Origin of the sequence: Gordonia sp. KTR9 (genome assembly GCF_000143885.2) — a bacterium.
Classification (GTDB): Bacteria; Actinomycetota; Actinomycetes; order Mycobacteriales; family Mycobacteriaceae; genus Gordonia.
Genome location: NC_018581.1, coordinates 1,113,293 through 1,138,775, shown reverse-complemented (window position 1 = coordinate 1,138,775; position 25,483 = coordinate 1,113,293). Strand labels below are relative to the sequence as shown.

General features: G+C 66.6%; 20 protein-coding genes. 7 read left to right on the top strand and 13 right to left on the bottom strand.

From position 1 onward, the window contains the following. Window positions 1-3: 3 nt before the first annotated feature. Genes KTR9_RS05930 through KTR9_RS05890 form a run of 9 tightly spaced genes read right to left on the bottom strand, consistent with a single transcriptional unit; the run spans window position 4 to window position 10,410 of the window. Entirely contained in the window at window positions 4-1,245 is a 1,242-nt protein-coding gene (locus KTR9_RS05930) for an MCE family protein (RefSeq protein WP_010844669.1), read from the bottom strand. Beyond that, window positions 1,242-2,573, bottom strand: coding sequence for an MCE family protein (locus KTR9_RS05925; RefSeq protein ID WP_010844670.1), 1,332 nt, complete (start codon window positions 2,571-2,573; stop codon window positions 1,242-1,244). The genes KTR9_RS05930 and KTR9_RS05925 overlap by 4 nt, the downstream gene beginning before the upstream one ends. Then, window positions 2,573-3,901 (bottom strand): MCE family protein, encoded by a 1,329-nt coding sequence (locus KTR9_RS05920; RefSeq protein WP_014925629.1) that lies wholly within the window; start codon window positions 3,899-3,901, stop codon window positions 2,573-2,575. The genes KTR9_RS05925 and KTR9_RS05920 overlap by 1 nt, the downstream gene beginning before the upstream one ends. Further along, a complete protein-coding gene (locus KTR9_RS05915) occupies window positions 3,901-5,004 on the bottom strand; it encodes an MCE family protein (protein WP_014925628.1) in 1,104 nt (367 codons plus the stop codon). The genes KTR9_RS05920 and KTR9_RS05915 overlap by 1 nt, the downstream gene beginning before the upstream one ends. A gap of 5 nt (window positions 5,005-5,009) precedes the next feature. Beyond that, window positions 5,010-6,092, bottom strand: coding sequence for an MCE family protein (locus KTR9_RS05910; protein WP_014925627.1), 1,083 nt, complete (start codon window positions 6,090-6,092; stop codon window positions 5,010-5,012). Continuing rightward, window positions 6,089-7,459, bottom strand: coding sequence for an MCE family protein (locus tag KTR9_RS05905; RefSeq protein ID WP_010844674.1), 1,371 nt, complete (start codon window positions 7,457-7,459; stop codon window positions 6,089-6,091). The genes KTR9_RS05910 and KTR9_RS05905 overlap by 4 nt, the downstream gene beginning before the upstream one ends. Before the next feature lies 1 nt (window position 7,460). Further along, window positions 7,461-8,288, bottom strand: a complete 828-nt coding sequence (locus KTR9_RS05900) for an MlaE family ABC transporter permease (protein ID WP_044507639.1) — start codon at window positions 8,286-8,288, stop codon at window positions 7,461-7,463. Window positions 8,289-8,344: 56 nt separating this feature from the next. After that, entirely contained in the window at window positions 8,345-9,151 is an 807-nt protein-coding gene (locus KTR9_RS05895) for an MlaE family ABC transporter permease (protein ID WP_004023366.1), read from the bottom strand. A gap of 2 nt (window positions 9,152-9,153) precedes the next feature. After that, window positions 9,154-10,410, bottom strand: a complete 1,257-nt coding sequence (locus tag KTR9_RS05890) for an ABC transporter ATP-binding protein (protein WP_044506025.1) — start codon at window positions 10,408-10,410, stop codon at window positions 9,154-9,156. A gap of 374 nt (window positions 10,411-10,784) precedes the next feature. Between KTR9_RS05890 and KTR9_RS05885 the strand changes: the two genes are divergently transcribed. Beyond that, entirely contained in the window at window positions 10,785-11,714 is a 930-nt protein-coding gene (locus tag KTR9_RS05885) for a hypothetical protein (protein WP_044506022.1), read from the top strand. Between the two features lie 156 nt (window positions 11,715-11,870). Here KTR9_RS05885 and rplL read toward each other — a convergent pair whose 3' ends face one another. Together rplL and rplJ are read right to left on the bottom strand one after the other, a co-directional pair. Beyond that, a complete protein-coding gene (gene rplL / locus KTR9_RS05880; protein ID WP_010844580.1) occupies window positions 11,871-12,260 on the bottom strand; it encodes a 50S ribosomal protein L7/L12 in 390 nt (129 codons plus the stop codon). Between the two features lie 89 nt (window positions 12,261-12,349). Continuing rightward, window positions 12,350-12,880: a 50S ribosomal protein L10 gene (rplJ, locus tag KTR9_RS05875; RefSeq protein WP_010844579.1), complete on the bottom strand. Its 531-nt coding sequence runs from the start codon at window positions 12,878-12,880 to the stop codon at window positions 12,350-12,352. 278 nt (window positions 12,881-13,158) lie between these two features. Between rplJ and KTR9_RS05870 the strand changes: the two genes are divergently transcribed. From KTR9_RS05870 to KTR9_RS05860, 3 genes are all read left to right on the top strand, one after another. Continuing rightward, on the top strand, window positions 13,159-14,358 hold the full coding sequence (locus KTR9_RS05870) for a glycoside hydrolase family 76 protein (protein WP_014925623.1): 1,200 nt from the start codon (window positions 13,159-13,161) through the stop codon (window positions 14,356-14,358). A 214-nt stretch (window positions 14,359-14,572) separates the two neighbouring features. Next, complete coding sequence (locus KTR9_RS05865; protein WP_014925622.1) at window positions 14,573-16,600, top strand: CocE/NonD family hydrolase; 2,028 nt, start codon at window positions 14,573-14,575, stop codon at window positions 16,598-16,600. 95 nt (window positions 16,601-16,695) lie between these two features. After that, window positions 16,696-17,814 carry a transporter substrate-binding protein gene (locus KTR9_RS05860; protein ID WP_044506020.1) on the top strand — a complete coding sequence of 373 codons (1,119 nt, stop codon included), beginning with the start codon at window positions 16,696-16,698 and terminating at the stop codon, window positions 17,812-17,814. Here KTR9_RS05860 and KTR9_RS05855 read toward each other — a convergent pair. Together KTR9_RS05855 and KTR9_RS27595 are read right to left on the bottom strand one after the other, a co-directional pair. Next, the gene (locus KTR9_RS05855) at window positions 17,755-19,287 is read right to left on the bottom strand and encodes a PucR family transcriptional regulator (protein ID WP_014925620.1); all 1,533 of its coding nucleotides are present in this window, start codon (window positions 19,285-19,287) and stop codon (window positions 17,755-17,757) included. The genes KTR9_RS05860 and KTR9_RS05855 overlap by 60 nt on opposite strands. Before the next feature lie 135 nt (window positions 19,288-19,422). Next, window positions 19,423-19,596, bottom strand: coding sequence for a hypothetical protein (locus KTR9_RS27595; RefSeq protein ID WP_158409746.1), 174 nt, complete (start codon window positions 19,594-19,596; stop codon window positions 19,423-19,425). Here KTR9_RS27595 and KTR9_RS05845 point away from each other — a divergent pair. The 3 genes from KTR9_RS05845 (at window position 19,595) to KTR9_RS05835 (ending at window position 25,427) form a co-directional block, all read left to right on the top strand. Further along, window positions 19,595-21,646: a hydantoinase/oxoprolinase family protein gene (locus KTR9_RS05845; protein WP_014925619.1), complete on the top strand. Its 2,052-nt coding sequence runs from the start codon at window positions 19,595-19,597 to the stop codon at window positions 21,644-21,646. The genes KTR9_RS27595 and KTR9_RS05845 overlap by 2 nt on opposite strands. A 38-nt stretch (window positions 21,647-21,684) precedes the next feature. After that, complete coding sequence (locus KTR9_RS05840; RefSeq protein ID WP_010844573.1) at window positions 21,685-23,697, top strand: hydantoinase B/oxoprolinase family protein; 2,013 nt, start codon at window positions 21,685-21,687, stop codon at window positions 23,695-23,697. A gap of 116 nt (window positions 23,698-23,813) precedes the next feature. Beyond that, entirely contained in the window at window positions 23,814-25,427 is a 1,614-nt protein-coding gene (locus tag KTR9_RS05835) for a purine-cytosine permease family protein (protein WP_014925617.1), read from the top strand. Window positions 25,428-25,483 lie beyond the last annotated feature (56 nt).

The following is a 25,483-nucleotide window of genomic DNA, read 5'->3' as shown; positions in this document are numbered from 1 at the left end:
GGTCTACCGCGGCCGGACACCGAGCAGCGCTGCGAGCTGCCGGGCGAGCGGGTTGAGGTTGAGCTTGTCGGGATCTTTCTTGGGGGTGTTGTCCCACGGCTGCGGGTAGGCGGGGTTGGCGTATTGGGCGCGTTCGGCGCTGCGCACACCGGTCGGGTTACCGAACGGCACCGTGCACTTGGCCTCGGTGTTGAACGCGAAGTCGTCGTAGCGCGGATCGAAGTCCGGATTCTGTCGGCGTGCCTCCGCCAGCACCAGATCCGTGCTCTCGTAACCGCGGGTACAAGCCGCGGGATTGTTGGTCTCGAGGACGACGCCGAAGTGGATCTGGCCGTCGCCCGGAGCGGGTGCATGGCTACCCGCCGACAGCGCGGACAGCATGGCGAACGTCGTCGACGTCGTGTAGGTCGCCGGCTCGATCGTGCGGGCCACCTCGGCGAGATCCTTCACGACCTTGGAGAGGTCGTTGCCGTTCTTCTGGATCAGCTCTGAGATCTGCGTCGCCGACAACGTGCCCGTCGTCAGCAGTCGCCGAAGGTCGGGATCGGCCGAGGCCAGCGTCGCGGTGACCAGATTCAGGTTGCGCGACCACGTGAGGATCGCGTCGGACTGATCGGCCTGGGTGCCTAGCACGACGTTCGAGTTCTGGATGAGCGCGACGGTCTCACTCAGGTTGTCCACGCCGGCCCGCGACAGCTTGCCGAGCGAGTCGACGAGGCGGGTGAGGTTCTCACCCTGCCCGTTGAACGCGCGGCCGAGTTCGGTGATGACGGTGTTCAGGTCGTCGACCGGGATCGAATCGGTGAAGTCGATCGCCGAGGCGACCACATCTTCGAGCGGCTCGGGAAGCGAGTACTTGGTGATCGTGTCGCCGCCCTTCAGGTACGGCCCTTCCGACGACGTCGGTTGCAGGTCGACGAACTGCTCGCCGATCGCCGACCGGTTCGCGACGACCGCGGTCGCCGACGCCGGGATCTCCGGCCCACCCGAGTCGATGTCGAGCGCGACGTCGACTCCCTCGGACGTGAGCGTCAGCTTGCCGACGCGACCCACGGGCACACCCTGGTAGGTGACCTCGGCGTTGGTGAAGATGCCGCCCGAATCGGGCAGCTTGGCGGTGACCGTGTACATCCCGACGCCGGCGAGCTTGTCCAGGCGGGCGTACTTCGCGCCCACGTACACCAGCGCCACCAGACCGACGATCACGAACACGATCAGCTGTATCTTGACTAGCTTGCCGATCATCGTCCTGCTCCTGACGGGTTCTGGGTGGGCGCCGCCGGTGCGAGTCCCATCGCGGCCAGCGGGCCGTCGAGGATGCCCTGACCCGGGGTCGCGGGAGTCGGCATCGGGCCGGCGCCCTCTGCCGGCCGGGAGAAGGACGCGGGATAGCGCCCACCCGACGGCGGGGTGTTCGGTCCCGGACGCCAGTTCGGACCCGGCGGAAGCAAGGTGATGGTCGGCCACCCGTAGCGCGGTCCGTTGCCGCGGTAGTACGGGTTGCGCGGGTCGACCGGCACGCTCACGCGAGCAGGCGGCGAGTACTTCGGGGTCCCCTGGCCGACGCCGAGCGCCTCGAGCTGATTGAGCACGCGGAGGTCGAGCGTCATGAACAGGTTGGTCGAGTCACCGCGGACACCCGGCAACAGCCAGTCCGGGAACGGGTGGGTGAGCATCAGCGGCGCCGCGGTGATGAGATCGGGAGCCGCGGCGGCGAGCTGGGTGAGCACCGGCCGCAACGCCTTCAGATCGTTGATCAGCGCCGTGCGCGACTTGCCCAGCACATCGGTACCGACCTGACCGAGCTGATCGAGCTTGGTCAGCAGCTCGACGAACTGCGGTCGCTGCTCCTCCAGCACCTCGACGCCCGCGGGCAGCTGCTTGAGGATGCGGTCGATCTGCGCGGTCTGCGCGGCCGTGCGCGTCGACAACTCGGCCAGACCGTCGATGGCGGTGATGATGTCGTCACGCTGCCGGTTCAGCCCGGCGATGAGGTCCTCGGTCTCGCCGATCAGGTTGCGGACCTTGTCGGTCCGGCCGTCGAGCGCCTTGTTCAGCTCGGTGACGATCGGCTGCAGCTGATTGAGACCACCGCCGTTGAGCAGCAGGGCCAGTGCGCCGAGAACCTGCTCGATGTCGGTGGCGGTGCGTGTCCGCGACACCGGGATCGGCTGGTCGGGGTTCTGGCGCGGCGCGTCGGCACTGCCGTCCGGTTCGGTCAACGCCACGAACTTCTCGCCGAGCAGCGAGGTCTGCTGCACGCTCGCCTCGGCCTCGTCGGAGAGATCGACGTTGTTCTGCACCTCGACGGTGACCTGGGCGAACCACTGGTCGTTCGGCACCTCGACCTTGGTCACGCGCCCGACCGGGATGCCGTCGCGCTTGACCGTCGACTGGGGCACGAGGTCGAGCACGTCGTCGAACTGGATCTTGTACGTGCGCGCGTTGTCCCCGGTGTTCACGCCACCGGGCAGCGGGATCGACTGGATGCCGTTGGACATGCAGCCGGTCACCAGCAGGGTCAGCGACAGTGCTGCGCCGGCCATCGCCGTACGCATCGACGAGCGGTTCATCAGTTGCCTCCCCGGGGTCGCGGGGTGGACGACGGGGCCGGCGACCTCGAGGACGACGGGTTGCCGATCTCGGGGTCGGGGTTGCCCGGGACGGTGCCCGGCACCGGCGCGCGCTGCAGCTTGTTGTTGCTCATGATGCCGAACGGCAGCACGGGCAGCAGCGGCTCGAGCACACCCTTCTGGATCTGGTCACCGATCTCCTCGCACTGGCTGATCAGCGGACGCAACGTGTCGCTGAACTGATCGGCCGCGGGGTTGCCCGGCAACAGCTGCCCGAGGTCGAGCAGGCGACACTGCGCTCCGATCAGGTCCTGCAGGTCCGGGATCGTCAGCCGCATCGACAGCGTGCCCGACTCGGCGTCGTAGGCGTTGATCAGGTTGTTCACCGTGATCGGCAGCACGGTCAGGACCTCTTTGAGGTTGTTCTTCTGGTCGAGCAGCGCCTGGGTCGTCGGCTGCAGGTCCTTCACCGTCTCGCCGATCTGCTCGCGGTTGTCGGCGAGGAAGGTCGCCACGTCGCCGAGAGCGATCGACAGTTTGTTCAGCGCGGCGGCGAGCTGCTCGCGCTCACCGGCGAGGAACTGGTTGAACGAGGCCATCTGGGTGTTGAACTGCCGTACCTGCGCATCGTTCTCGCGCAGTGCGCCGACGAAGGTGTTCAGGTTCTTCACGGTGTCGAAGAGGTTGCCGCGCGAATCGCTCAGCGTCGTCGAGGCCTTCGACAGTCCCTCGATGGCCGCACCGAGCTTCTCGCCGTTGCCCTCGAGGTTCTCCGCGCCGGTCGTGACGAGTTCACTCACCGCACCCTGGCGGCCGGTGCCGTCGGTCTTGTTGGCGCCATCGGGTCCGAGGGCGTCGGACAGTTCCTTGACGCTGGCGTAGATCTGGTCGACCTCCACCGGGACCATCGTCTGGTCGACGGAGAGGGTGAGGTCGCGCGGCGCCTTCTCCCCACCCGTGTAGGCGGGGGTGAGCTGCACGTAGCGATCCGCGACGACCGACGGGATGATCTGCACCGCACGGACATCCGCGGGCAGCTCGACCCCGCGGTCGACGGTCATGGTCACCTTCACCGTCTCGCCCTCCGGCGTGACCGAGTCGACCTTGCCGACGGCCACACCGAGCACCCGGACGTCGGAGCCCTCGTAGATGCCGACCGACCGCTTGAAGGTCGCGGTGATCTTCGTGGTGCCGGTCGAGGAGAACACCCACCAGAGCGCTCCCGCGAGGATGAGCGCGATGATCAGCCCGATCACGATCACCACGATGTGCCGCGGCGTGAACCAGCGGCCGGGACCCGAATTCTGGGTCAGATCCGGTGTGGTCATCAGCCGACTCCCGTCCCGCCCTGGTTCTCCAAGGCCTGCTTGTTCGGCGGACGCGTCGTGTTCTGCTGTGGCAGCGCCGGCGGCAGCAGGTTCACCACCGAGGACTCGAACCAGCGACCGTTGCCGAGCACGTTCGCGTACAGGCGATAGAACGGCGCCATGTACTTGATCGAGTCGCGGATGTTCTGGTTCTGACGCTGCAGCAACTCGTTGACGCCCTTCAGCGCGTCGAGTGCCGGTCCGATCTGCTCCTCGTTGTCGCGCACGATGCCGGTGAGCGAGTCGCTGAGGCTCGTGGTGCTGGCCAGCAGCGCCGAGATGTTGCGCTGACGGTTGTTCAGCTCGTCGAGCAGCTGACCCGCGCCGCCGATGAGGCGCACGAACTCCTCGTTGCGATCGGCCAGGATCTTCGAGGTGTCCTTCGTCGCGGCCAGCAGACGCTGAACCTCCTGGTCGCGGCTGGAGATCGTCTGCGACAGGCGGGCGATGCCGTCCAGCGCCGGACCGGTCGTACCCGCGGTCCCCGAGAAGGTGTCCGAGAGCACGCGCATCGACTCGGCCAGCTGGTCGTTGTCGAGCTCGCCGATCTGCTCGGCCGCGCCCGAGAACGCCTCGATGACGTCGTACGGGGCCACCGTGTCGGTCAGCGGGACGTCGGGATCGGCGGGCTCGCTGCCACGCGGGTTCAGCGACAGGAACTTCTGACCGAGGATTGTCTTGATCTGGATGGTCGCCTGCGTCTGGTCGCCGATCCAGGTGTCCTCCACCCGGAAGGTCACGTTGACGCGATCCCCGTCGAGGGTCACGTCGTCGACCTCGCCCACCTTCACGCCCGCGACGCGCACCTCGTTGCCCGGCTTCAGACCGGCGGCCTCGGTGAACTTCGCGGTGTAGCGCGCACCCGCGCCGAGCAGCGGCAGTTCGGCGAGATAGAACGAGCTCAGTCCGAGCATCAGCAGGATCAGGATGCCGATGGCACCGATGCTGACCGGGCTGCGCCGGCCGCCGAAACGCCGGTGCGGATGCTGCACCGGGGCGTCGGCCTGATCGCGGTCGGTCTCGTCGCGGTCGTCGCGCACGTTCGGATCGTTGTTGTCTGCCATCGTGGTCACCCCCCTGGCCGGTCGTCTGCCCAGCAGCGCGTCGCCGCACTGGTGTAGAGCACATGGTTGATGTCGGGCAGCGGGATCAGCGGCTGCGTCAGCACCGGCGACTTGCCGTTGCCCGCCACCACGTCGATGCCGCAGAGGTAGAACTGGAACCAGGAACCGAATGTCGCTGCGCGACCGATCTTCTGGAGTTTGATCGGCAGGTTGGTCAGTGTCTCCTCGATGTCCTCGTCACGCTTGTTGATCTGGTCGGCCAGCGATTTCAGTCCGGCGATGTCGCCCTGGATGGACGGGCGCGTCGCACCGAGGATGTTCGCCGTGACCGAGGTCAGGTTGGAGACCGAGGTGATCGCCGAACCCACCGAACCGCGTTGTGCCGCAAGGCCGGTCACGAGCTTCTCGGTGTTGTCGAGGAGGCTGGTGAACTGCTCGTCGTTGCGGTTGACGGTGTCGAGGACCTTGGTGAGGTTGGTGATCAGCTCACCGATGACCTTGTCCTTGTCGGCGATCGCGTTCGTCAGATCGGCCGTGTCGCTGACCAGACGGGTGATCGAACCACCCTGCCCGTCGAAGATCGCGATGATCTGCTCGGTCAGTTTGTTCACGTCGGAGGCCGACAGCTGCTGGAACAGCGGCCGGAAGCCGTTGAACAGTTCGGTCAGGTTCACCGGCGGGTGGGTGTCCGTGACGCCCGGCGTCAGGCCGAACGTGTGACCCTGCGCGACCGTCTGCGACGGGTCGCCCGCCCCGCGCTCGAGGGCGAGGTACCGCAGACCGGTCAGGTTGCGGTAGCGGATGAAGAGCTGGGTGCCGTCCGGCAGACGGTCGCGGTCGACGTTGAACGAGACCTTCGCCTTGTTGCGGTCATAGACCTCGACGCTCTCCACCTGCCCGACGCGCACGCCCGCGATCCGGACGTCATCGCCGGGATTGAGCAACGTGGCGTCGGTGAACACGGCGTTGAACTTCGCATCACCGTCACCACCGGCATTGGCGATGGTCACCGCGAGCAGACTCGTGGTCACCACGGTGACCACGCCGAAGACGATCAGCTTGATCAGCGGTCCGACGATCGACTTCATTTGATGTCGACCTTCGCACCCTGCAGCGCACCGCCGCCGATCATGGTCACCCAGGTCGGCACCTCTTCCGGCGACTTACCCGACGTGGCGCCGTAGATGACCTGCAACTGCTTGCGATACTCCGGGTCATCGAACGGGTTGGACTCCACCGCCACGGGCTTCGCACCGGCCGGGGCCGACGAGACGGTCCCCGCCGGGACGCCGCTGAACTGGGGCTGCGGGAGCTGCCGGACGTTGCGCGGGCCGGGGTTGCGGGACGGCGGCTGGTAGCTGCCGTCCGCCAGGCCGCCGCCCGGGTACTGCGGGAACGGGCGGTCGCCACCCATCTTCGGGTCGTAACAGACGGCAGGCGGATCGAGGTCCATGAAGCGGGGTTCGTCCTGGTTCGGTAGGTAACGGCCACGGGGATTGACGAACTGCAGGTTCACTCGCACACCCGGGTTGTCGGTCCCCTCGCCGACGATCTTGCGCGACTCCGGGATCAGACCCGCGAAGTTGCGGAACGTACACACGAAGGTCGGCGACTGCTTGGCCAGTCCGACGAGCAGTTCCTCGGAGTCGACGGCGAGGTCGATCAGGTCGGTGCGATTGGCGCGCAGCCAGCCGGTCAGGTCGTCGGATGCGACGCCGAGGGTGGCGATGAGCGTCCGGAGGTCGTCCTGACGCTCGACGATGGTGTTCGTCGTCGTGCGCAGCGAGTCGAGTGCGTCGACCACATCGGGCAGCGCCTGCGAATACGTCTGGGAGAAGCTGGCGAGTCCCTCGAGGGTGCCCTCGAGCTCGGGCAGGTTCTCGTTGATCTCGCCGAAGATCTGGTCGAGTTCCTCCAGCGTCGTGCCCAGCTGCTCACCGCGGCCGGACAGCGCCGACGACAGCGAGGTCAGCGTTGCGTTCAGGTCCTGGGGCGGGATCGCCTCGAGGACCGGCAGCAGCTTGTCGAACAACTGCTGGATCTCCAGGGCGTTGCCGCTGCGATCGGTCTCGATCGTCGCGCCGTTGCTCAGCGTCGGGCCCGAATTGTCCTCGGGCACCTGCAGGGCGACGTACCGCTCACCGAACAGCGTCTTCGGCAGGATGCGCGCGGTGGTCTTGTCCGAGAGCGTCGAGGCCTGATCGGGGTTGAGCCCCAACACCACTTCGACGCGACCGTCGGGTCCGGGCTTGACCTCGCGCACCTCGCCGACGGTCATTCCGCGGGCCTTGACGTCGGCGTTGGCCGGCAACGCGTTGCCGGTCGAGTCGGTCACCAGCGTGACATCGGTGAACTCGGTGAACGACTTGTTGAACTTGGTGATCGTGAGGGTCAGGAACAACGCGACCACGAGGAAGAACACCAGGCCGAGCAACCGTTTACGCAGCAGCGTCACGCTAACCCCCCACTCGCACGGTCGTCGTGGTACCCCAGATCGCCAGACCGAGGAAGAAGTCCAGGACCGCGATGAGCACCAGTGCCGCTCGGACCGCGTGACCGACGGCCACGCCCACACCTGCGGGACCGCCCGAGGCGTAGTAGCCGTAGTAGCAGTGCACCAGGATGATCACGAACGCGAAGACCAGCACCTTGCCGAACGACCACAAGACGTCGGCCGGTGGCAGGAACAAATTGAAGTAGTGGTCGTAGGACCCGCCGGACTGACCGTTGAAGACCGTCGTCACCACGCGTGAGGCCAGATACGCCGACAACAGGCCGAGCACGTAGAGCGGGATGACCGCGATGAAACCGGCGATGACACGGGTCGACACGAGGAACGGGATCGACGGCACGGCCATCGTCTCCAGCGCGTCGATCTCCTCCGAGATGCGCATGGCGCCGAGCTGGGCGGTGAAGCCACAGCCCACGGTCGCCGACAAGGCGAGGCCGGCCACCAGCGGCGCCACCTCACGGGTGTTGACGTAGGCGGAGAGGAAGCCGGTGAGGGCCTGCGAACCGATCTGATCGAGTGCGGCGTAACCCTGCAGGCCGACGACCACGCCGGTGAATCCCGACATCAGCACCATCACGCCGATGGTGCCGCCGATGACCGCGAGTCCGCCCGAGCCGAACGCGACTTCGGCGAGAAGGCGCATGACCTCACGCGTGTAGTGCACCAGCGTCTTCGGGATCCAGGCGAGCGTGCGGCCGTAGAACGACATCTGCTCGCCGGCACCGTCGAGCACCTTCAGCGGCTTGCCCAGCTGCTTGCGGGCCTCGTACATGTAGTACTCGGGCCGGCTCTTGGCGATGGTCACACCGCCCCCACCTTCGGTCACGTCTAGCTCCCCTTCGGTGGGACGACCTGCAGGTAGACCGCAGTGATGATCAGGTTCGCCAGGAACAGCAGCAGGAACGTGATGACGACGCTCTGGTTGACCGCGTCACCCACGCCCTTCGGGCCGCCCTTGGGGTTGAGGCCCTTGTACGACGCCACGACTCCGGCGAGGACGCCGAAGATCGCGGCCTTCAGCGTCGAGACCCAGAGGTCGGGGAGTTGCGCCAGCGCGCCGAACGACGCGAGGTAGGCGCCGGGCGTGCCGCCCTGGACGACCACGTTGAAGAAGTAACCACCACCGATGCCGATCACGGCGACCAGACCGTTGAGCAGCATCGCCACCAGCACCATGGCCAGCACACGTGGAACGACCAGGCGCTGGATCGGATTGATGCCGAGCACCTCCATCGCGTCGATCTCCTCGCGGATGGTGCGTGACCCGAGGTCGGCGGCGACGGCCGAACCGGCCGCGCCGGCGATCAGCAACGACGTCACCAGCGGCGAACCCTGCTGGATGACGACGAGCACGCTGGCCGCACCGGTGTAGGACTCCGCACCGAGCTGCTTGATGAGCGAACCCGTCTGCAGCGAGACGATTGCGCCGAACGGGATCGCGATCAGCGCGGTCGGCAGGATCGTCACACTGGCGATGAACCAGGCCTGCTGGATGAACTCCCGCCACTGAAACGGGCGCACAAAGGTCTGGCGTGCAACATCGACGAAGAGCTGAACGATATTGCCGGTCTGTGACAGGGCACCTGTCCCGGCTTGCGCGATTCGGTCGACGCCACGCGTGGTGGCACTGCTCATCCTTAGGGAGTCCGCCCTTCGTTCCCATCAGCACGATGGCTGGGCTTGGTCAGTGCATCACCGGGTGTGTGCCACTGCTCGGTCGGGGCATCGCTGCCGCCGTAGTCGATGACGTCGGTGTTGGCCTGATCGGACCGCGCGTGCCCGGCGGTGACGCCGGCGGGGGCGGGGGTCCACTCGTTGTCGCCGCCCCGGCTCTCGCCGCCCCGGCTGTCGCCGGGTTCCCGACCGTTCGCCATGTTGTCGGCGTGGGCGCGGCTCTCCTCGCGGATCTGGTCTTCTTGTTCCTGGCTGCGCCGGATCGCTTCCTGCGCGTTCTCGGGCAGGTCGGGCAGCATCGCGTGTACGCGTTCGCGGTGACGGGCGATCGCCTTGCGTTCGGGCATACCGGGATTGGGCTGCACCTGCGGGATGATCTCGGTGAAGTCCTCCTTGGTACCACCACCGGAGATACCCGCGGCCTGCATCGCCTCTTCCTGCTTCTGGACCGCCTCGTCCTTCTCCTCGGACATACCGATCGGACCGAACCGATCACCCGAGAGGAACTGCTTGACCACCGGCTGCTCCGAGGTCAACAACTGCTCACGCGGACCGAACATCACCAACTCCTTACGGAACAACATGCCGATGTTGTCCGGAATCGTCCGCGCGATGTTGATGTTGTGCGTCACGATCAAAATCGTCGCATCGATCTGCGCATTGATGTCGATCAACAACTGGCTGATATAGGCCGTACGCACCGGATCCAGACCCGAGTCCGGCTCATCACACAAAATGATCTGCGGATCCAGCACCAACGCCCGCGCCAAACCCGCACGCTTACGCATACCGCCGGAGATCTCACCCGGAAGCTTGTCCTCGGCACCGGTCAGACCGACCAGGTCGATCTTCTCCATCACGATGTCGCGGACCTCGTTCTCCTTCTTCTTCGTGTGCTCACGAAGCGGGAACGCGATGTTGTCGAACAAACTCATCGACCCGAACAGCGCACCATCCTGGAACAACACACCGAACAGCTTGCGGATCTCATACAGTTCCTTGGCCGAACACTGCGTGATGTCGGTCCCATCGATGATCACCGACCCCTGCTCGGGATGCAGCAAACCGATCAACGTCTTCAAAAACACCGACTTACCGGTACCCGAAGGACCCAGCAGCGCCGAGACCTCCCCCTCCGGCAGGGTCAGCGACACATCACGCCAAATGTTCTGCGAACCGAACGACTTCGTGAGCCCCTCGACACTGACCTCAACACCCACAACTTCCTCCAGACGATCGCTGCCCCCGAGGCGGCCACGGTGTGACCGCGCACCAACCGGCGGCATGTGTGGTTGGGGTCACTCTAACCGACCCGACCCTGCCCACGACGCCACCGCGTGGTTCTCAGCATTGGCTGTGAGGAAAGCTACCGCCCGGTAACTCTCTCGCGACGATGACAATATCCGATGGTTCGCGGTGAGGGAAGTGGGGTCACGCCCCCCGATGTGACGGCCACCGCAGACCTGGGCTCGACCTGCGGGACATCGAATCGACGACCTCACCCCGCCCCTCGGTTCGAGGGGCGGGGGTGGTCGAAGTGATGTCTGCTTCTGATTCGGATGAACCGATTCGGCCGTTACGACGTCTAAGTCTCATGACCGTCTTCCCGGCCGATCGATATGGACTCATCAGGCGCGAAGCGACACTTCGCGTCGGCATCACCGACGACAAGGTCGCCGCGGCAGTCCGTCGGGGCGACCTGATCCGCGTTGCACCAGGTATCTGCGTGCTAGCGGATTCCTCGATAACGAAAGACGCGGACGCGCTTTACCGGCTGCGGTGCATTGCGGTGGCTGATTCGATCCGTGACCGCAGTACTGCGACGCTGAGCCACGACTCCGCCGCCGCACTCCACGGCATGCCGCTCCTCCACCCGGACCGCGACGTCGTCCATCTCACCAAGCGGACAAAAGGAGGTGGCTTCGTCCGCGGACATCGCCACGTGCACGTCGGCCCGCTACCCCACGACGACGTCACCGTCATCGACGGCATCGGCGTGACCACGCTCCCTCGTACCGCCGTTGACGTCGCCGTTGCCGGCAATTTCGAACGAGCTCTTGTGGTCTTCGACCGTGCGCTGACGCTGAAGGCAGATCGAGAGGTCATGTCGGAGATGCTCGCCGCCCGCGCGCGGTGGCCCGGCATCGCGGCGGCCCGACGCGCACTCGAGTACGCCGATCCCCTGTCGGAGAGCGTCGGCGAATCCTGGAGCAGGGCACAGATCATTGCGGCGGGGTTGCCGTTGCCGCGCCTCCAACACACCTTCCGGACATCCGAGGGCGAAGTGCGCGCCGATTTCGATTGGGACGGAAACGTCATCGGAGAATTCGACGGGATGCAGAAATACGGTCTCAGACCCGGTGAGACCCCGCGCGAGGCGCTGATCCGGGAGAAGAAGCGTGAGGACTCGCTGCGGGCGAAGGGGTTCATGGTGGTCCGCTGGACGTGGGGCACGCTCGAGCGCGGCGAACTCGTCGACCTGCTGAGGCCTTGGCTCGAGAAGCCTGACGGCTCCGCGGCCTAGCCGGACTTCCAGACTTCGTTTCGTCGAAGCGACCTCGATCGAAGTCGCCTCGACGAAATGAGTTCTGGAAGTCGCCCACCCCTCCCCGAAACAGCAACGAGCCCAGGACAGCGATGCTGTCCCGGGCTCGTGAACGCTGGCGCGTGAGAAGCGGTCTTACTTGACCGAAACCTTGGCGCCGGCCTCTTCGAGCTTGGCCTTGGCAGCCTCGGCGGCGTCCTTGTCGACCTTCTCCAGCAGAGCCTTCGGAGCGCTCTCGACGAGGTCCTTGGCTTCCTTCAGGCCCAGACCCGAGACGACCTCGCGGACGACCTTGATGACCTGGATCTTCTTGTCGCCGGCACCCTCGAGGATGACGTCGAACTCGTCCTGCTCGGCAGCAGCCTCGGCGCCACCGGCAGCCGGCGCACCGGCAGCGGCAACGGCGACCGGAGCGGCCGCGGTGACCTCGAAGACCTCTTCGAACTTCTTCACGAAATCGCTGAGCTCCAGCAGGGTCAGTTCCTTGAACTGATCGATGAGCTCGTCAGCGGTGAGCTTCGCCATGATTGGCGTCCTTCCTGTCGGTCCCCGTACGGGGGTTGGTGTTCATCCCCGTACGGTTCGGGGATTGTGGTGGTGGTGCGGCGGACGACCTATTCGGTCTCGCCGGCTTCGTTCTTCTTCTCCTGCAGGGCCGCGGCCAGGCGCGCCACCTGCGAAGCCGGCTGGTTGAACAGACCGGCGGCCTTAGCCAAGTTGCCCTTCATGGCACCGGCGAGCTTGGCCAGCAAGACCTCACGGGTCTCAAGGTCGGCGATCTGCTCGATCTCGGCAATGGACAGCGCGCGGCCGTCCATGTACCCGCCCTTGATGACCAGAGCCTTGTTGTCCTTGGCGAACGTCTTGATCGCCTTCGCGGCCACAACCGGCTCACCTTCGATGAAGGCGATCGCGGTCGGACCGGTGAACAGCTCGTCGAGCCCTTCCACGCCCGCCTCAGCAGCGGCACGCTTCACCAGGGTGTTCTTGGCGACGGAGTAGGTTGCACCCTCACCGAGGGAACGCCGCAGCTGGGAGATCTGGGTGACGGACAGACCACGGTATTCCGTGACAACCGTCGCAGTGGAGCCCTTGAACTGCTCTGCGATCTCCGCAACAGCGGCGACCTTTTCGGACTTGGCCATACTTCGCCTCCTCTCCTCGTCACTATGAGTTGGTCGAGTTCAACCAAGAGCGACGGGCGCAGGGAGGCGATCGAGGGCGGAGATGACAAACGCCCCGGCACACAGGCACGGGGCGTGAACGCACACACTGAACGTGTGGAGCGACATTCCTCGTTCATCCTGCGTGGGCCGGCGACCTCGTCGCGCCTTCGTCCGGGAAATCCCGACGACCAACGGTCTCTGGTTGAACCGATACGACACACGGGTGTGCATCACATCGAGGGCTAGGCTACGCGGACGTGGACGAACAATCCAAATCGCCCGATCCGCACGCCCCCGATGACCGCGCGCGGGCCGCCGCGGACGCCGTCTACGACCGCCACCTGCAGCGGGCCTTCTGGCTTCCGGGAACACGCGCGGCCGCGGTCGCCTGGCCGATCGGACGCATGCAGGCGCAGTTCGGATCGTGGCACTACTGGTGGCACGCCCACCTCGTCGACCTTCTCGTCGACGCAGCCATCCACCGGGTGGCCGGCTCATCCCACGGCGACCGGTCATACGACCCCGACATCGCCGACGACGTCGACCGGTTGCTGCGCGGCATCCGGATCCGCAACGGCGGCCGCTGGACCAACAACTACTACGACGACATGGCGTGGCTCGGACTCGCGATCGAACGCGCCGACCGCCATCTGCACCTCGACCACGAAGGCGGACTCCGCGTGCTCGCCGGCCAGATGCTCGACGCGTGGGTGCCCGACGACGGGGGCGGGATCCCGTGGCGCAAAGCCGATCAGTTCTTCAACGCGCCCGCCAACGGCCCGGCCGCGATCCTGCTGGCACGCACGGGTCATGTCGAGCGCGCGGTGGCGATGTGCGACTGGATGGACGCCAACCTCGTCGATCCCGACACCCACCTGATCATCGACGGCCTCAAGAGGCTCCCCGACGGTTCGCTGAAGCCCGAGACCGGCACCTTTACGTACTGCCAGGGCGTCGTGCTGGGCGCCGAACTGGAGGCCCTGCGCGCGACCGGGGATCGCACGCACCTCGACCGCCTGGCCCGGCTCCTCGACGCCGTCGAACGCCACTCCTGCACCAACGGGGTGATCGACGGAGGGGGCGGCGGCGACGGGGGCCTCTTCCACGGCGTGCTGGCCCGTTACCTGGCGCTCGTCGCCACCGACCTTCCCGACGTCGGCGGTTCGGATGATCTGCGTGCTCGTGCAGCACGGATCGTGACCCGAAGCGCGGACGCCGCGTGGGCCAACCGCACCGAGGTCGCCGGACACCCGGTCTTCTCCAGCGACTGGCGCCGACGTGCCGTGATCCCCACCGATGGTGGGGCAAAAGCCCAGTTCGTGGCGGGTGCGGTCAATCCGTCGGAGGTCCCGGAGCGAGACCTCTCCGTGCAGCTGTCGGCCTGGATGGTGCTCGAAGCCGCGGCGGCGATCGACCTCGGTTTACCTGAATGTGACCAGGAACACACACGCCGATGACCAAAAAGACGCCGCCCGGTTAGCCATCCGATACCGGGCCTGAGTTATTCTTCAACGAATGCGTGAAGTGACCTGGAACACACTGTAATCCGCAGCCAGCGGACGAACCGGGGAACCCACGACCGACACGACGGGGTGTCGGTGTCCACCCGGCCGTCTCGATCCGTGCAACAACCCGCGGGTGCGCCACCTCCCCCAGGCAGGGTGATGCACCATGACGTATCAGCTGGATCCCACACAGTCGCGCGCACGGGTCGTTCCGTCGACACGCACGCGCACCAGCGGTGCGCCGCATTTCGGCACCCTCCCCCTGGGCGATCCCACCGGCGGCGCCGACGGCATCCGCTGGCGTGAACAGGTCGACGGCAAGCAGCTCTACCCACGCGTGGTCATCGACCGCAACGTCTCCATCACCATGAGCGACGGCGTGGTCCTGCGCGCCACCGTGATCCGCCCCGCCAACAGGTTCGGGCAGACGATCCTCACGCCCTACCCCGCGGTCGTCAACATCAACCCGTACAACCGTGCCGCCATCGACTTCATCGACCAGACCCTGCACGCCCCGGTCCTCGGCAAGGCGCTGCACACCGCGTCCCGGTCGATCGACGCCACCGGCACCGCGCTCGAGGGACTCACCACGCTGACGAAGACGCTGTCCGGTGGCGTCTTCGACGTCTTCGGCATCAATCGGAACCTGGTGCGCAGCGGGTACGTACAGGTGGTCGTCGATGTCCGCGGAACCGGTGCGAGCCTGGGCAAGTGGCAGATCCTCGGCCCTCGCGAGCAGCAGGACTCGGTGGAGGTCATCGACTGGGTGACCGGGCAGGAATGGTGTGACGGAAGCGTCGGGATGGCCGGTTGGTCGTACTCTGCCATCAACTCGCTGCAGGCCGCGGACAAGCGGCCCGCCGCGCTCCAGGCCGTCTTCGCGGTCGAGGGGTGCGACGACCTGGTGCGCGACATCTACATCACCGGCGGCATGCCGTCGGCGTTCATCCCGGTGTGGTTGTCGGCGGTCAATATGCTCAAGTGGGTTCCCAACCCCGCCAATGTGATCCGCGACCTCGTGCGCGGCGACGCGGTGCGCTGGGCGATCGACCGGGTGAAGTCCCCCGCCACCGAGATCCCCTCGTTGCTGTGGGGGTTCCTCACCGCACGCGATCCACGTATCTTCGACGACCCGTACTTCGACGACCGCGATCCGGTCGTCGACCGCATCGAGGCGCCCACCTTCACCGTCGGAGCGTGGCATGATCTGTTCGGCCGCAGTGCAACCGGCGTCTACGAGCGGTTGCAGATGGAGCCCGGACGCAAGCAGATGATCGTCGGCGACGGTTATCACCTCGACGTCGGGTCGGGGTACGGCGGTCAGTTCGCTCCCCCGCGTCTGGACGTCCTCGAACGCGCGTGGTTCGACCGCTGGCTCAAGGGGCACCGCAACGGGATCGAGTACTACGGACCGGTCACGATGCTGCAGCAGGGCGGCGCCTGGACCGCGGGCCAGAGCTTTCCCCGCCCGGGGGTGGCTCCGACGCGGCTCTACCTCACCGCCGAGTCATCGTCGACCGCCGACCATTCGGTCCACGACGGGTCGCTGAGCACCACTCCCGCTCAGGGGGTTTCGTCGCTGCACGTACGTCCGGACAGCCGCGGGCTCCGTTCCCGCGACATGACCCAGGTGACCGCGGGCGCGACCCTGGTCCTCGGCGCCGACTACGCCAAGGACGCGCGTTACCAGGAACGCGGCGCACTGTCGTTCACCACCGAGCCGGTACTCGAGGCCACCCCGATCAGCGGCGCGATGAACCTGCGCCTCAACGTCGCAACCACGGCACACGAGGCGATCTGGGCGGTGACCGTGAACGACGTCGCGCCCGACGGCACGTCGGTCGTGTTGACCAACGGCGCGCTGTCGGCCTCGAATCGCGCTCTGGACCAGTCGAAGTCGACGTACGCCGACGACGGCAGCCTGCTCTCCGCGCACCACTACCTGTCCCACAAGCGCAAGCTGCCGGTGCCCGCCGACGAACCGATCCGCCTCGACGTCGACCTCGTCCCCACCGATGCGGTCCTGCAGCCGGGTCATCGGCTCCGTGTCGACGTCTACGCCGCGAGCCTGCCGCGCTACCTGACCCTCGTGCCCGACCTCATCAAGGCACGCGGCCGACGCCATCAACGTCTCGTGCTCGACCCCGACCACCCGAGCCACCTGACCCTGCTGGCCGGCGACGGGCTGCGCTGAGGTCGTTCTCCGGACAGGCCGAGGAGCGGCCCAGCTGGCATAGTGGCTGCCATGCACACGGATCGCGCCGATCGGGGACCGACGTGAGACTCGGCATGCTGTATTCCCTCTCGGGCAACCAAGCGGAGATGGAGCAGTCGATCCTGGACGGGGCGATGCTCGCGGTCCACCAGATCAACTCCCGCGGCGGCGTTCTGGGTTCGGACATCCAGGTCGCGATCTACGACGACCACTCCGAGGTGTCGTCGACCGCCCGCGGGGTAAATCATCTGTGCACCACCGAGAACGTCGACGCCATCGTCGGTGGGTACACCTCCGCGGCCCGCCTGGCGCTGACCCCGGCCATCCACGCGAACGCCTCGTTGTTGATGTATCCCACCTACTTCGAAGGTGAGGAGACCGACTCGCGGATCTTCTACTGCGGCGCGGCGCCCAACCAGTACATCGCCGACTATCTGGCGTGGATCGCCGGCACACTCGGCCGGCGCGTGTACGTCGTCGGCTCGGATTACATCTATCCGCGCGTTCTGGCCGAGGCGATCCGACGACTGGCCGGAAGCCTCGGGATCGAGATCGTCGGTGACCGCTACGCACCCCTCGGAGAGACGAGGTTCGAATCGATCATCGACGACATCGATCGCGTGCGTCCCGACGTCGTGGTCTGCAATCTCGTCGGCGCCGACTCGACGACCGCGTTCTACACGCAGCATCACCTCGTCGGACTGACCCCGGACACGGTTCCGATCGCGGCGACCGTCACCACCGAACTGGACCTGGCCCACATGCCGACCGAGGTCAGCGACGGTCACTACATGGTCGCGACCTACTTCTCCGAGCTGTCGTCGCCGGTGAACGACACGTTCCGGCGCGATCTGGCCCAGGTGCGGGGCCAGCGGTGGAGTCACGCCGCCCAGATCGGGGCGTTCAATGCGGTGCACGCGCTCGCGCTGGCCGCCGAGCAGGCCCAGTCACTCGACGTCGACGCCCTGTCGCGCGCGCTCATCGGCATCCGTTTCGAGGACAATCCCGAGGGCGCGCCGTTCTACTTCCGTGCCAATCACTACAGTTCGCATCCGTCCTACGTCGGCCGTGCCGCGGGCGGGAAGTACGAGGTCATCGCCGACTTCGCCGCACGCCAGCCCGATCCGTGGTGGTCAGGGAGCCGTCCGCCGGCTCCGGTCGCCCCGCCCGCGGGACGTCTCGCCGACGCATAGGGCGAGGTAGTAGTCGGTGCGGTCGACCATCGACTGCAATCCGCGTCCGGTCAGCTTCTCGATGCGGGACAGGCGGTATCGCAAGGTGTTGATGTGGATGCCCAACTCGTTGGCCGTCGCGCCCGAGTGGCAGTCGAGCGCGAAGAACGTCACGAGAGTCGACACGTAGCTCGTGTCCTTTTCCTTGTCGTAGGCGAGCACGGGGTCGAGCAGCGAACTGCGCAGCGCCGCTGACCGTTCGGAGTCACCGGCGAGCAGCGTCGCGGCGAGCGGCACCGGCAGGGCGATCGTGGCCGACGACTGGTCGTCGGCGCGGGAGTTCCGTTCTGCCATCTGCCGCGCGTTGATGAGCCCCCTCGTCAGGTCGTCGCTGCTGCGGATCACGTAGGAGCTGCCGCCGACGGCGAGCTCGGCGTGCCGGGCGACGAAGACGTCGGCGAACATCTGCAGATGTGCCTCGAAGTCGCGTCCCGTCGGGGGCGTCGAGTCCTTCTCGGTGCCGGTCTTGATCAGCGCGTATGCCACCGAGTCATGTGCTGCCGCAACGGTTGCGAGGCCCGCGCAGGCACCCAGGTCGTGCAGTGCGTCGACGACCCTCGCCGCCGAGGTGTCGCTGTGCGGCCCGATGATCACCGCCACCGAGTGGACGCGGTCACCTGTTCCGTAGCCGAAGGACCCCACCCACGGGTCCATCGCCGAGGACGGGATCCGCGCCTCGATCAGCTCGCGGACGAGGGAACCTTCCAGCGGTCTGCGCATCGTCCGGTTCACCCGCAACAGGTACGCGTCGGCGTCGGCGTCGTTCGCGAGTTTGCGGACCCGGGTCGATTCGAGGGGACGTCGACGCGGATTCGAGAGCACCAGCGCCGCGCCCGACCTCGGCAGGGAGATGTGCAGGGCCGCGGCGGTCCCGGGAATCGCGTGCAGGAGAGCGGGGGGCAGGGCGGTGGACTTTCTCAGGAGATCGGTGTCGACGGTCGCGGACGGCACCGTGAGGACCGCGCCGTCGAGCACCACGGCCCCGCTGATCCCCGACGCGCGGTGAAACGCGCCGAGGGACGCCAGAATCGATGCCACCGGACCTGATTCGTCGATGGCATCGTCGACCATCGCACGCGGCGCGACGACCATCTCGACGTCGCGGAAGCTCCTCGCCCTGGGGAGCATGTAGATCGGCACACCGTGGCTCACGCAGGCGGACACGAACTCGGCGGACAGGTTGTCGTCATCGGTGTCCACCACCACGGCTGCCGCTGCGCACTGCCGCAGGGTCGCCGCGAACGTCTGCGGTGCTCCCGACGCCGGCCACCCCGTCGGGCCCATGAGGACGAGGTCCCCCGCGCCCACCTCGGCGGGCTTGATCCGACCGACCTCGCAGGTTCCGGACACCTCCACGTGTCGCGTCCGCTCGGCGGCCCCCGGAGTGACCGACAGCAGACCCACACCGACGACGACGTCACCCACCGTCGCCATCCGATCGCCTCCTCGCCGCCGCCCTGTTCGTCGATTATCGGTGCTCACAGTCGTTCTCACCACCCGACCGCACACCGCCGTCGTTGTTTCCGTTGTGTGACATCACGTTTCCGGTCCATGTCGGACACATCCGCGTTACGCGCCGCCCACGACGGTTTGCGCAGGTCGCGCGCTCTCCATCGGTCCGTCGCGTGTCAACGTCCAGCGGTCGGCGCCGTGGTACTGGCTGATGAGCCAATTGTTCGGCGGGCCCGCGCCGGGTTTCGTGATGGGCGTCCCGAGACCGCCGAGCCACGAGGAAGTACCCATGACGAAAGCCATCAGCCGGACCGACAAGGTCCGTACCGCCGTCGACATCGGCGGGACGTTCACCGACGTCTTCATCCAGCACTCCGACGGCACGATCGTCACGGCCAAGTATCCGACGCAGAGCAACCCCATCGAGGGCGTGCTGGCCGGGATGGAGCAGGCCGGCGTCGGATGGGAAGATGTCGAGTTCTTCTCGCACGGAACGACAATCGCGACCAACGCACTCATCACGAGGAAGTTCCCGAAGGTCGCCCTGGTGACGACCGAGGGATTCCGCGATGTGATCGAGATCCGGCGCGGCGACCGTGAGTCCTGGGATCCGTACCAGGAGGTCGCACCTCCGGTTGTCCCACGTCGGCATCGCCTGACCGTCAGCGAACGGATCGGCTACGACGGAACCGTGCTCGAGCCGCTCGACGAGGACGCTGCCCGCGAGGTCGCACGGGTCCTGCGCCGCCGCGAGATCGAGACCGTGGCAGTGTGTTTCGTCAACTCGTTCACCAATCCCGCACATGAGAACCGGATGGCCGAGATCCTCGCCGAGGAGCTGCCGGGCGTGTCGATCACCACCTCCAGCGATGTCCTGCCGGAGATCTTCGAGTACGAGCGGTTCTCGACGACCGTCGCCAATGCCGCTCTGGTCCCGATCATCGGCCCCTACGCCCGGACGCTCGAGGGCCGGCTCGCGGATGCCGGCTACGACAACGATGTCCTGCTGCTCCATTCGGGCGGCGGAGTCATGACACCGGCCATGGCCGAGAAGTACGGCGCCCGCCTGGCCGCCTCCGGGATCGCGGCGGGGGCGATCGCGAGCCGGCACATCGCCCGCACATGCGGGTTCGAGAATTCGATCGGGTTCGACATGGGCGGCACCTCGACCGACGTCTCGCTCACCGACAACGGCGTGCTGGCGACGACCAACATGTGGAGCGTCGCGTTCGGCCACCCGATCTGCTTCCCCAGCATCGAGGTGCTCACCATCGGCGCCGGTGGTGGTTCGATCGCCTGGCTCGACGACGCCGGTTCGCTGCGCAACGGTCCCCAGTCCGCGGGGTCCGACCCCGGACCGGCCTGCTACGGCGCGTCCGGGGATCTCGCCACCAACACCGACGCCAACCTGATCCTGGGCACCGTCGGCAAGAAGCTGGCCGGCGGCGTCAAGGAGCTCGACGAGTCGATGGCGCGGGCCGCCCTGGAGAAGATCTCCGCGCCACTGGGTCTCGACGTCGAGACGGCGGCGCAGTCGATCATCAAGGTCGCCAACGCCAACATGGCCGACGCGATCCGCCTGATCTCCATCCGCAAGGGCCACGACCCGCGGGACTTCGCGCTGGTCGGTTTCGGCGGAGCCGGCCCCCTGCACGCCGCCTACCTCGCCAAGGATCTGGGCATCCCGACGGTCATCATCCCGCCGCACCCGGGCGTCACCTCGGCCATGGGCTGCATGCTGGTCGACATCCAGCACGACATCACCCGGATGTACCTCGCCGACGCCGACGGCGCCGACCTCGACCACCTGGCCGCGACCTTCGCCGAGTTGCAGGAGGAAGGACGCGAACGTCTGACGGCCGAGCACGTCGACCCCGCCGACATGCTCTTCGAGTACTACCTCGACATGCGCTACGAGGGACAGTGGCGGGCGATCGCGGTGCCCGTGTCCATGCCGCTGACGAGTCTGGACGAGGTCGTCGCGACGTTCCACGCGACACATCTCAAGGAGCACAACTTCGCGGCGGAGGACACCGGCGTCGAGATCTACCGGATCTCGTTGCGCGCCATCGGACTCACCCCGCGGATGGACGTCACACCCGCCGACCTCATCGATCCGGCGACCTTCTCGCCGGAACCACTCGAGGTGCGGGACGTGCTCTTCCCCGACGAGGTCGCCCGGCTGGCGACGCCGGTGTACGACCGCGCCGGCCTGCCGCCCGGAGCCGTGCTGACCGGCCCGTGCATCGTCGACCAGCTCGACTCGACGACCGTCGTCCCGCCGCGGACATCCGCGCGGGTCGACGAGTGGGGCAACCTCCTGCTCACCGCCGCCGAGTGATCTCCCAACCGTCTCAGACAGAACAGGAAACCCCAACCATGGCAACAACACTCGACCCGGTCACGTTCGAGGTGCTGAAGAACGCCTTCATCAACACCGTCGATCAGATGGCCGAACAGATCCTGCGCACCTGCTACTCGTTCGTCATCTACTCCCGTGACTTCTCCTCGGCGCTCTGCGACACCGAGGGCAACACCGTCATGCAGGGCACCGGCGACATCGCGGCCCACGTCGGAACACTGCACTACACCGCGAAGGCGGTCATCCGGCAGTTCGAGGGCGACATCCATCCGGGCGACGTCTTCGTGATCAACGACGTCTACGAAGGCGGAAGCCACTTCAACGACACCCGGATCATCCGGCCCATCTACTACCAGGGCGAGCTGCTCGGCTACGCCCAGGCCAACGGCCACTGGGCCGACGTCGGCGGCGCCACTCCCGGGTCGTTCAACGTCAAGGCGCTCGATCACATGGGCGAGGGACTGCGGATCCCGCCGACCCGCCTGTGGAGCAAGGACCAGTTCCTCGAAGACGTCGCCTACCTCATCGCGAAGAACACCCGCAACCCGCGCGACATCATCGGCGACATGCAGGCACAGGCGGAGGCGACCCGCGTCGCCGAGCGCGAGATCCAGCGTCTGTGCGACAAGTACGGCGTCGAGACCATCAAGACGGCGATGGCCGAGGTGCAGGACTACGTCGAGGATCTCACCCGCGCCAAGATCGCCGAACTTCCCGATGGTGTCTGGTACACCGAGGATTACATCGATCAGGACCCGGCGCGCGGGGAGGGTCTCATCCCCATCAAGACACGGATGACGATCTCCGGAGACACCGTTCACTACGACCTCAGCGAATCACACGCCTCGATCTCGTCGATGCTCAACGCGGGATTCGGCGGGTCGTTCGCCGGCATCGTCGCCGGCACGAAGATGCAATTTCCCGACATCCCACTGAATTCCGGGTTCTACCGCGTCGTGACAGCAGACCTCGGGCCACTCGGGTCGGTGGTCAACGCCGACTGGCCGTCGCCGTGTGCCGGCTTCTGCTCGGGCCCGTTCGAGAAGATCATGAGTTCGGTCTTCGAGATCTGGTCGGACATCCAGCCCGAACGGGCGATGGCGTGCACGTTCAACCTGGAGTACCTCCTGGTGGGCGGCCGAGATCAGCGCGGCGACGGCAACCCGAATTTCATGTGGTACGACTGGATGATGGGTGGCTGGGGCGCCCGCAACGGCGCCGACGGTTACAACGCGTCCGCTGCCGTCTTCGGAGTCCAGTACGGCACACAGCCTTTCGAAGGGCAGGAGCGTCTGGCCCCGGTCCTCACATCGTGCCACGACCTGGTGCCCGACTCCGGCGGGCCCGGCAAGTTCCGCGGGGGCCTCGGCGCCGAGAAGGGCGGAAAGCTGTGGGCCAGCGACAACACCGTCATGTCCTACTGCTGTGATCGCGAACGGTCGGTCACCTGGGGACTGTGGGGCGGCCTGCCGTCCATCCCGCACGGGGTCTGGCTCAACAAGGGCACCGAGGACGAGCAGTACCTCGGCTCGATCTTCGCCGCGGTCCCCATCAAGTCGGGAGACGAGTTCACCCGTCCGTCGGCCGGTGGCGGCGGTCTCGGGGACCCGCTCCAGCGCGACGTGGACGCCGTGCTGGAGGACGTCATCGACGGTTACGTCTCGATTGCCCGGGCGGAGAAGGACTACGGCGTCGTCGTCAAGGAGATCGATCCCGAGATCTTCGCATACGAGGTGGATCTCGAAGCCACCCTCACCGCACGCGAGTACATCCGCAGCAATCGGCACGCGTGGATCGAACGCGACCCGCAAGCGGTCTCCGAGGAGTACCGCTCCGGTCTGATCAACGAGATGGACTGTGTCCGCCAGTACGGCGTGATCCTCGACTGGGGCAGCGGTGACGTCCTGACCAACACGACGTCGCAGTTCCGGCAGATGTTGCAGCGGCGCACCGTCATCCACTGGACCGACGACCCCACCGTCGACTTCGTCCCGGGCACGCTGACGGTGTCGGAGCCGGCCACCGTCTGACGTTCCCGGCACCGGGGACCCGATTCGTACGACACCCAGCGGCGGGTGATGGCGACGACGCCATCCACCCGCCGCTGCCGGCACATCTGACCACCACTCGAACACCAAGGAATGCAATGACTCTCGACATCTCGTCCTCCAGGACGGGCGGAGTTCCGCCCCTGGACGTCACATACACCGACGATCCCCAGGTCCTCGCACGCGCCGCGGCCGAGGACTACTCCATGCACATCGTGCCCAACTCGTGGCGGACGTCGCGTTCGTCGGTGTCGATGGCCTGGTTCGGCCTGATGAGCGCGATGTTCTTCGTGGTCGTCGGCGCCACCGTCTCGCTCTCCGTCGGAGCCGCCGACGCCCTCATCGGCATCGGACTCTCGGTCGTGGCCTACGGCGCCATCAACTCCGTCGCCGCCAAGTTCGCCAATCAGACCGGAACCAGCGTCTCGCTGTTCTCCCGCGTCGTGTTCGGCCGTGCCGGATCCGCCTTCGCCGCAGCCCTGTTCGGGATCACCATCGCGTATTACGTGGTGGCCGAGGGCGCGATCGTCGCGTCGGCCCTGCACGCCTACTTCGGTGCACTCCCGATCGCGTTCTGGGCGTTGGTGGTCGTCGCCTATCAGGCGCCGCTGGCGTGGCGCGGTGTCGCCACCTGGCTCGACCGGCTCAACGGGGTGCTGTTGCCGCTCTATGTGGTCGGGCTGGTCGGTTCGGTGGTGTGGGCGATCGCCGAATACGGTTACAGCAACGACTGGCTCACCTACGAGCCGGAGGCCGCGGCCGATCTCGGGGTGCCCGGGTGGTGGTACGCCTTCGTCATCTACATGGGCGTCTGGGTCGTCACGATGATGGCCTGGGACTACGCGCGATTCGGCCGCCCGCAGGATGCGACCTTCAACGCACGGGTGTCCTTCGGTACGCCGTTCTACGTCGTCACCCTCTTGATCAACGCAGCGGTCGGTATGTTCCTCGCCCAGACCATCACCATCGCCGGACCGCTCTCCGAGGAGTCGGCGATCCTCGGGATCGTCGGCATGATGGGTATCTGGGGTCTGCTGTGGGTCGTCGTCAGCCAGACACGCGTCAACAGCGGCAACTTCTACCTGGCGTCCACCAACTTCCAGAACTTCTTCGCCCGCACGGTCAAGTTCTCGATGCCCCGCACCTTCTGGGTCGGCGTCGTCGCGGTGATCGTCTACCTGATGATGCTGACCAACGTGCTGTCCTGGATCACAACCTCCCTGCAGTACCAGGGCGTCCTCATCGTGGGATGGGTCGCCATCGCGCTGACGCACATCGCCTGGATGCGGCTGCGTCGGATTCCCGCCGACTCCCTGGAGTTCCGCCCGGGACGCGTGCCCGCGGTCAACCCCGCCGGCGTCGGCGCGTGGGCGACCGCGTCCGTGATCGGCATCGCGCTCGTCTTGTTCGGCGGTACTTTCGGCGCGGTGTGGGCGTCACCCATCGCCTTCGTCGTCGCGGGCGTCATCTACGCCGTGGCGCTGAAGTTCCGCCGCGAGGGCTGGTTCACCATGCAGCGACCCCACGATCCTCGCGATGAGGTCGACGACATGTGGGAGGCACGCATCCGCTGCCACTGCTGCGATGACAGCTACATCGCCTACGAGATGGACCGCGACCCGGCCGCCGGACATGCGCCGATCTGTCTGGCCTGCGCATCCGACGACCTGGAGTTCCAGCGGGCCGCCGACAAAGAGGCTGCCGGGCGGTAGTTCTGCAAACCCACCACCGTTGACGAATCCACCACCAAGCTGGAGCAGTCCAAGCT

Excerpts from the sequence above, each read along its gene's own strand:
- KTR9_RS05930 (WP_010844669.1), bottom strand. The coding sequence starts at position 1,245 with ATGATCGGCAAGCTAGTCAAGATACAGCTGATCGTGTTCGTGATCGTC.
- KTR9_RS05925 (WP_010844670.1), bottom strand. The coding sequence starts at position 2,573 with ATGAACCGCTCGTCGATGCGTACGGCGATGGCCGGCGCAGCACTGTCG.
- KTR9_RS05920 (WP_014925629.1), bottom strand. The coding sequence starts at position 3,901 with ATGACCACACCGGATCTGACCCAGAATTCGGGTCCCGGCCGCTGGTTC.
- KTR9_RS05915 (WP_014925628.1), bottom strand. The coding sequence starts at position 5,004 with ATGGCAGACAACAACGATCCGAACGTGCGCGACGACCGCGACGAGACC.
- KTR9_RS05910 (WP_014925627.1), bottom strand. The coding sequence starts at position 6,092 with ATGAAGTCGATCGTCGGACCGCTGATCAAGCTGATCGTCTTCGGCGTG.
- KTR9_RS05900 (WP_044507639.1), bottom strand. The coding sequence starts at position 8,288 with ATGTACGAGGCCCGCAAGCAGCTGGGCAAGCCGCTGAAGGTGCTCGAC.
- KTR9_RS05895 (WP_004023366.1), bottom strand. The coding sequence starts at position 9,151 with ATGAGCAGTGCCACCACGCGTGGCGTCGACCGAATCGCGCAAGCCGGG.
- KTR9_RS05885 (WP_044506022.1), top strand. The coding sequence starts at position 10,785 with ATGACCGTCTTCCCGGCCGATCGATATGGACTCATCAGGCGCGAAGCG.
- rplL (WP_010844580.1), bottom strand. The coding sequence starts at position 12,260 with ATGGCGAAGCTCACCGCTGACGAGCTCATCGATCAGTTCAAGGAACTG.
- rplJ (WP_010844579.1), bottom strand. The coding sequence starts at position 12,880 with ATGGCCAAGTCCGAAAAGGTCGCCGCTGTTGCGGAGATCGCAGAGCAG.
- KTR9_RS05865 (WP_014925622.1), top strand. The coding sequence starts at position 14,573 with ATGACGTATCAGCTGGATCCCACACAGTCGCGCGCACGGGTCGTTCCG.
- KTR9_RS05860 (WP_044506020.1), top strand. The coding sequence starts at position 16,696 with ATGCTGTATTCCCTCTCGGGCAACCAAGCGGAGATGGAGCAGTCGATC.
- KTR9_RS05855 (WP_014925620.1), bottom strand. The coding sequence starts at position 19,287 with ATGGCGACGGTGGGTGACGTCGTCGTCGGTGTGGGTCTGCTGTCGGTC.
- KTR9_RS05845 (WP_014925619.1), top strand. The coding sequence starts at position 19,595 with ATGACGAAAGCCATCAGCCGGACCGACAAGGTCCGTACCGCCGTCGAC.
- KTR9_RS27595 (WP_158409746.1), bottom strand. The coding sequence starts at position 19,596 with ATGGGTACTTCCTCGTGGCTCGGCGGTCTCGGGACGCCCATCACGAAA.
- KTR9_RS05840 (WP_010844573.1), top strand. The coding sequence starts at position 21,685 with ATGGCAACAACACTCGACCCGGTCACGTTCGAGGTGCTGAAGAACGCC.
- KTR9_RS05835 (WP_014925617.1), top strand. The coding sequence starts at position 23,814 with ATGACTCTCGACATCTCGTCCTCCAGGACGGGCGGAGTTCCGCCCCTG.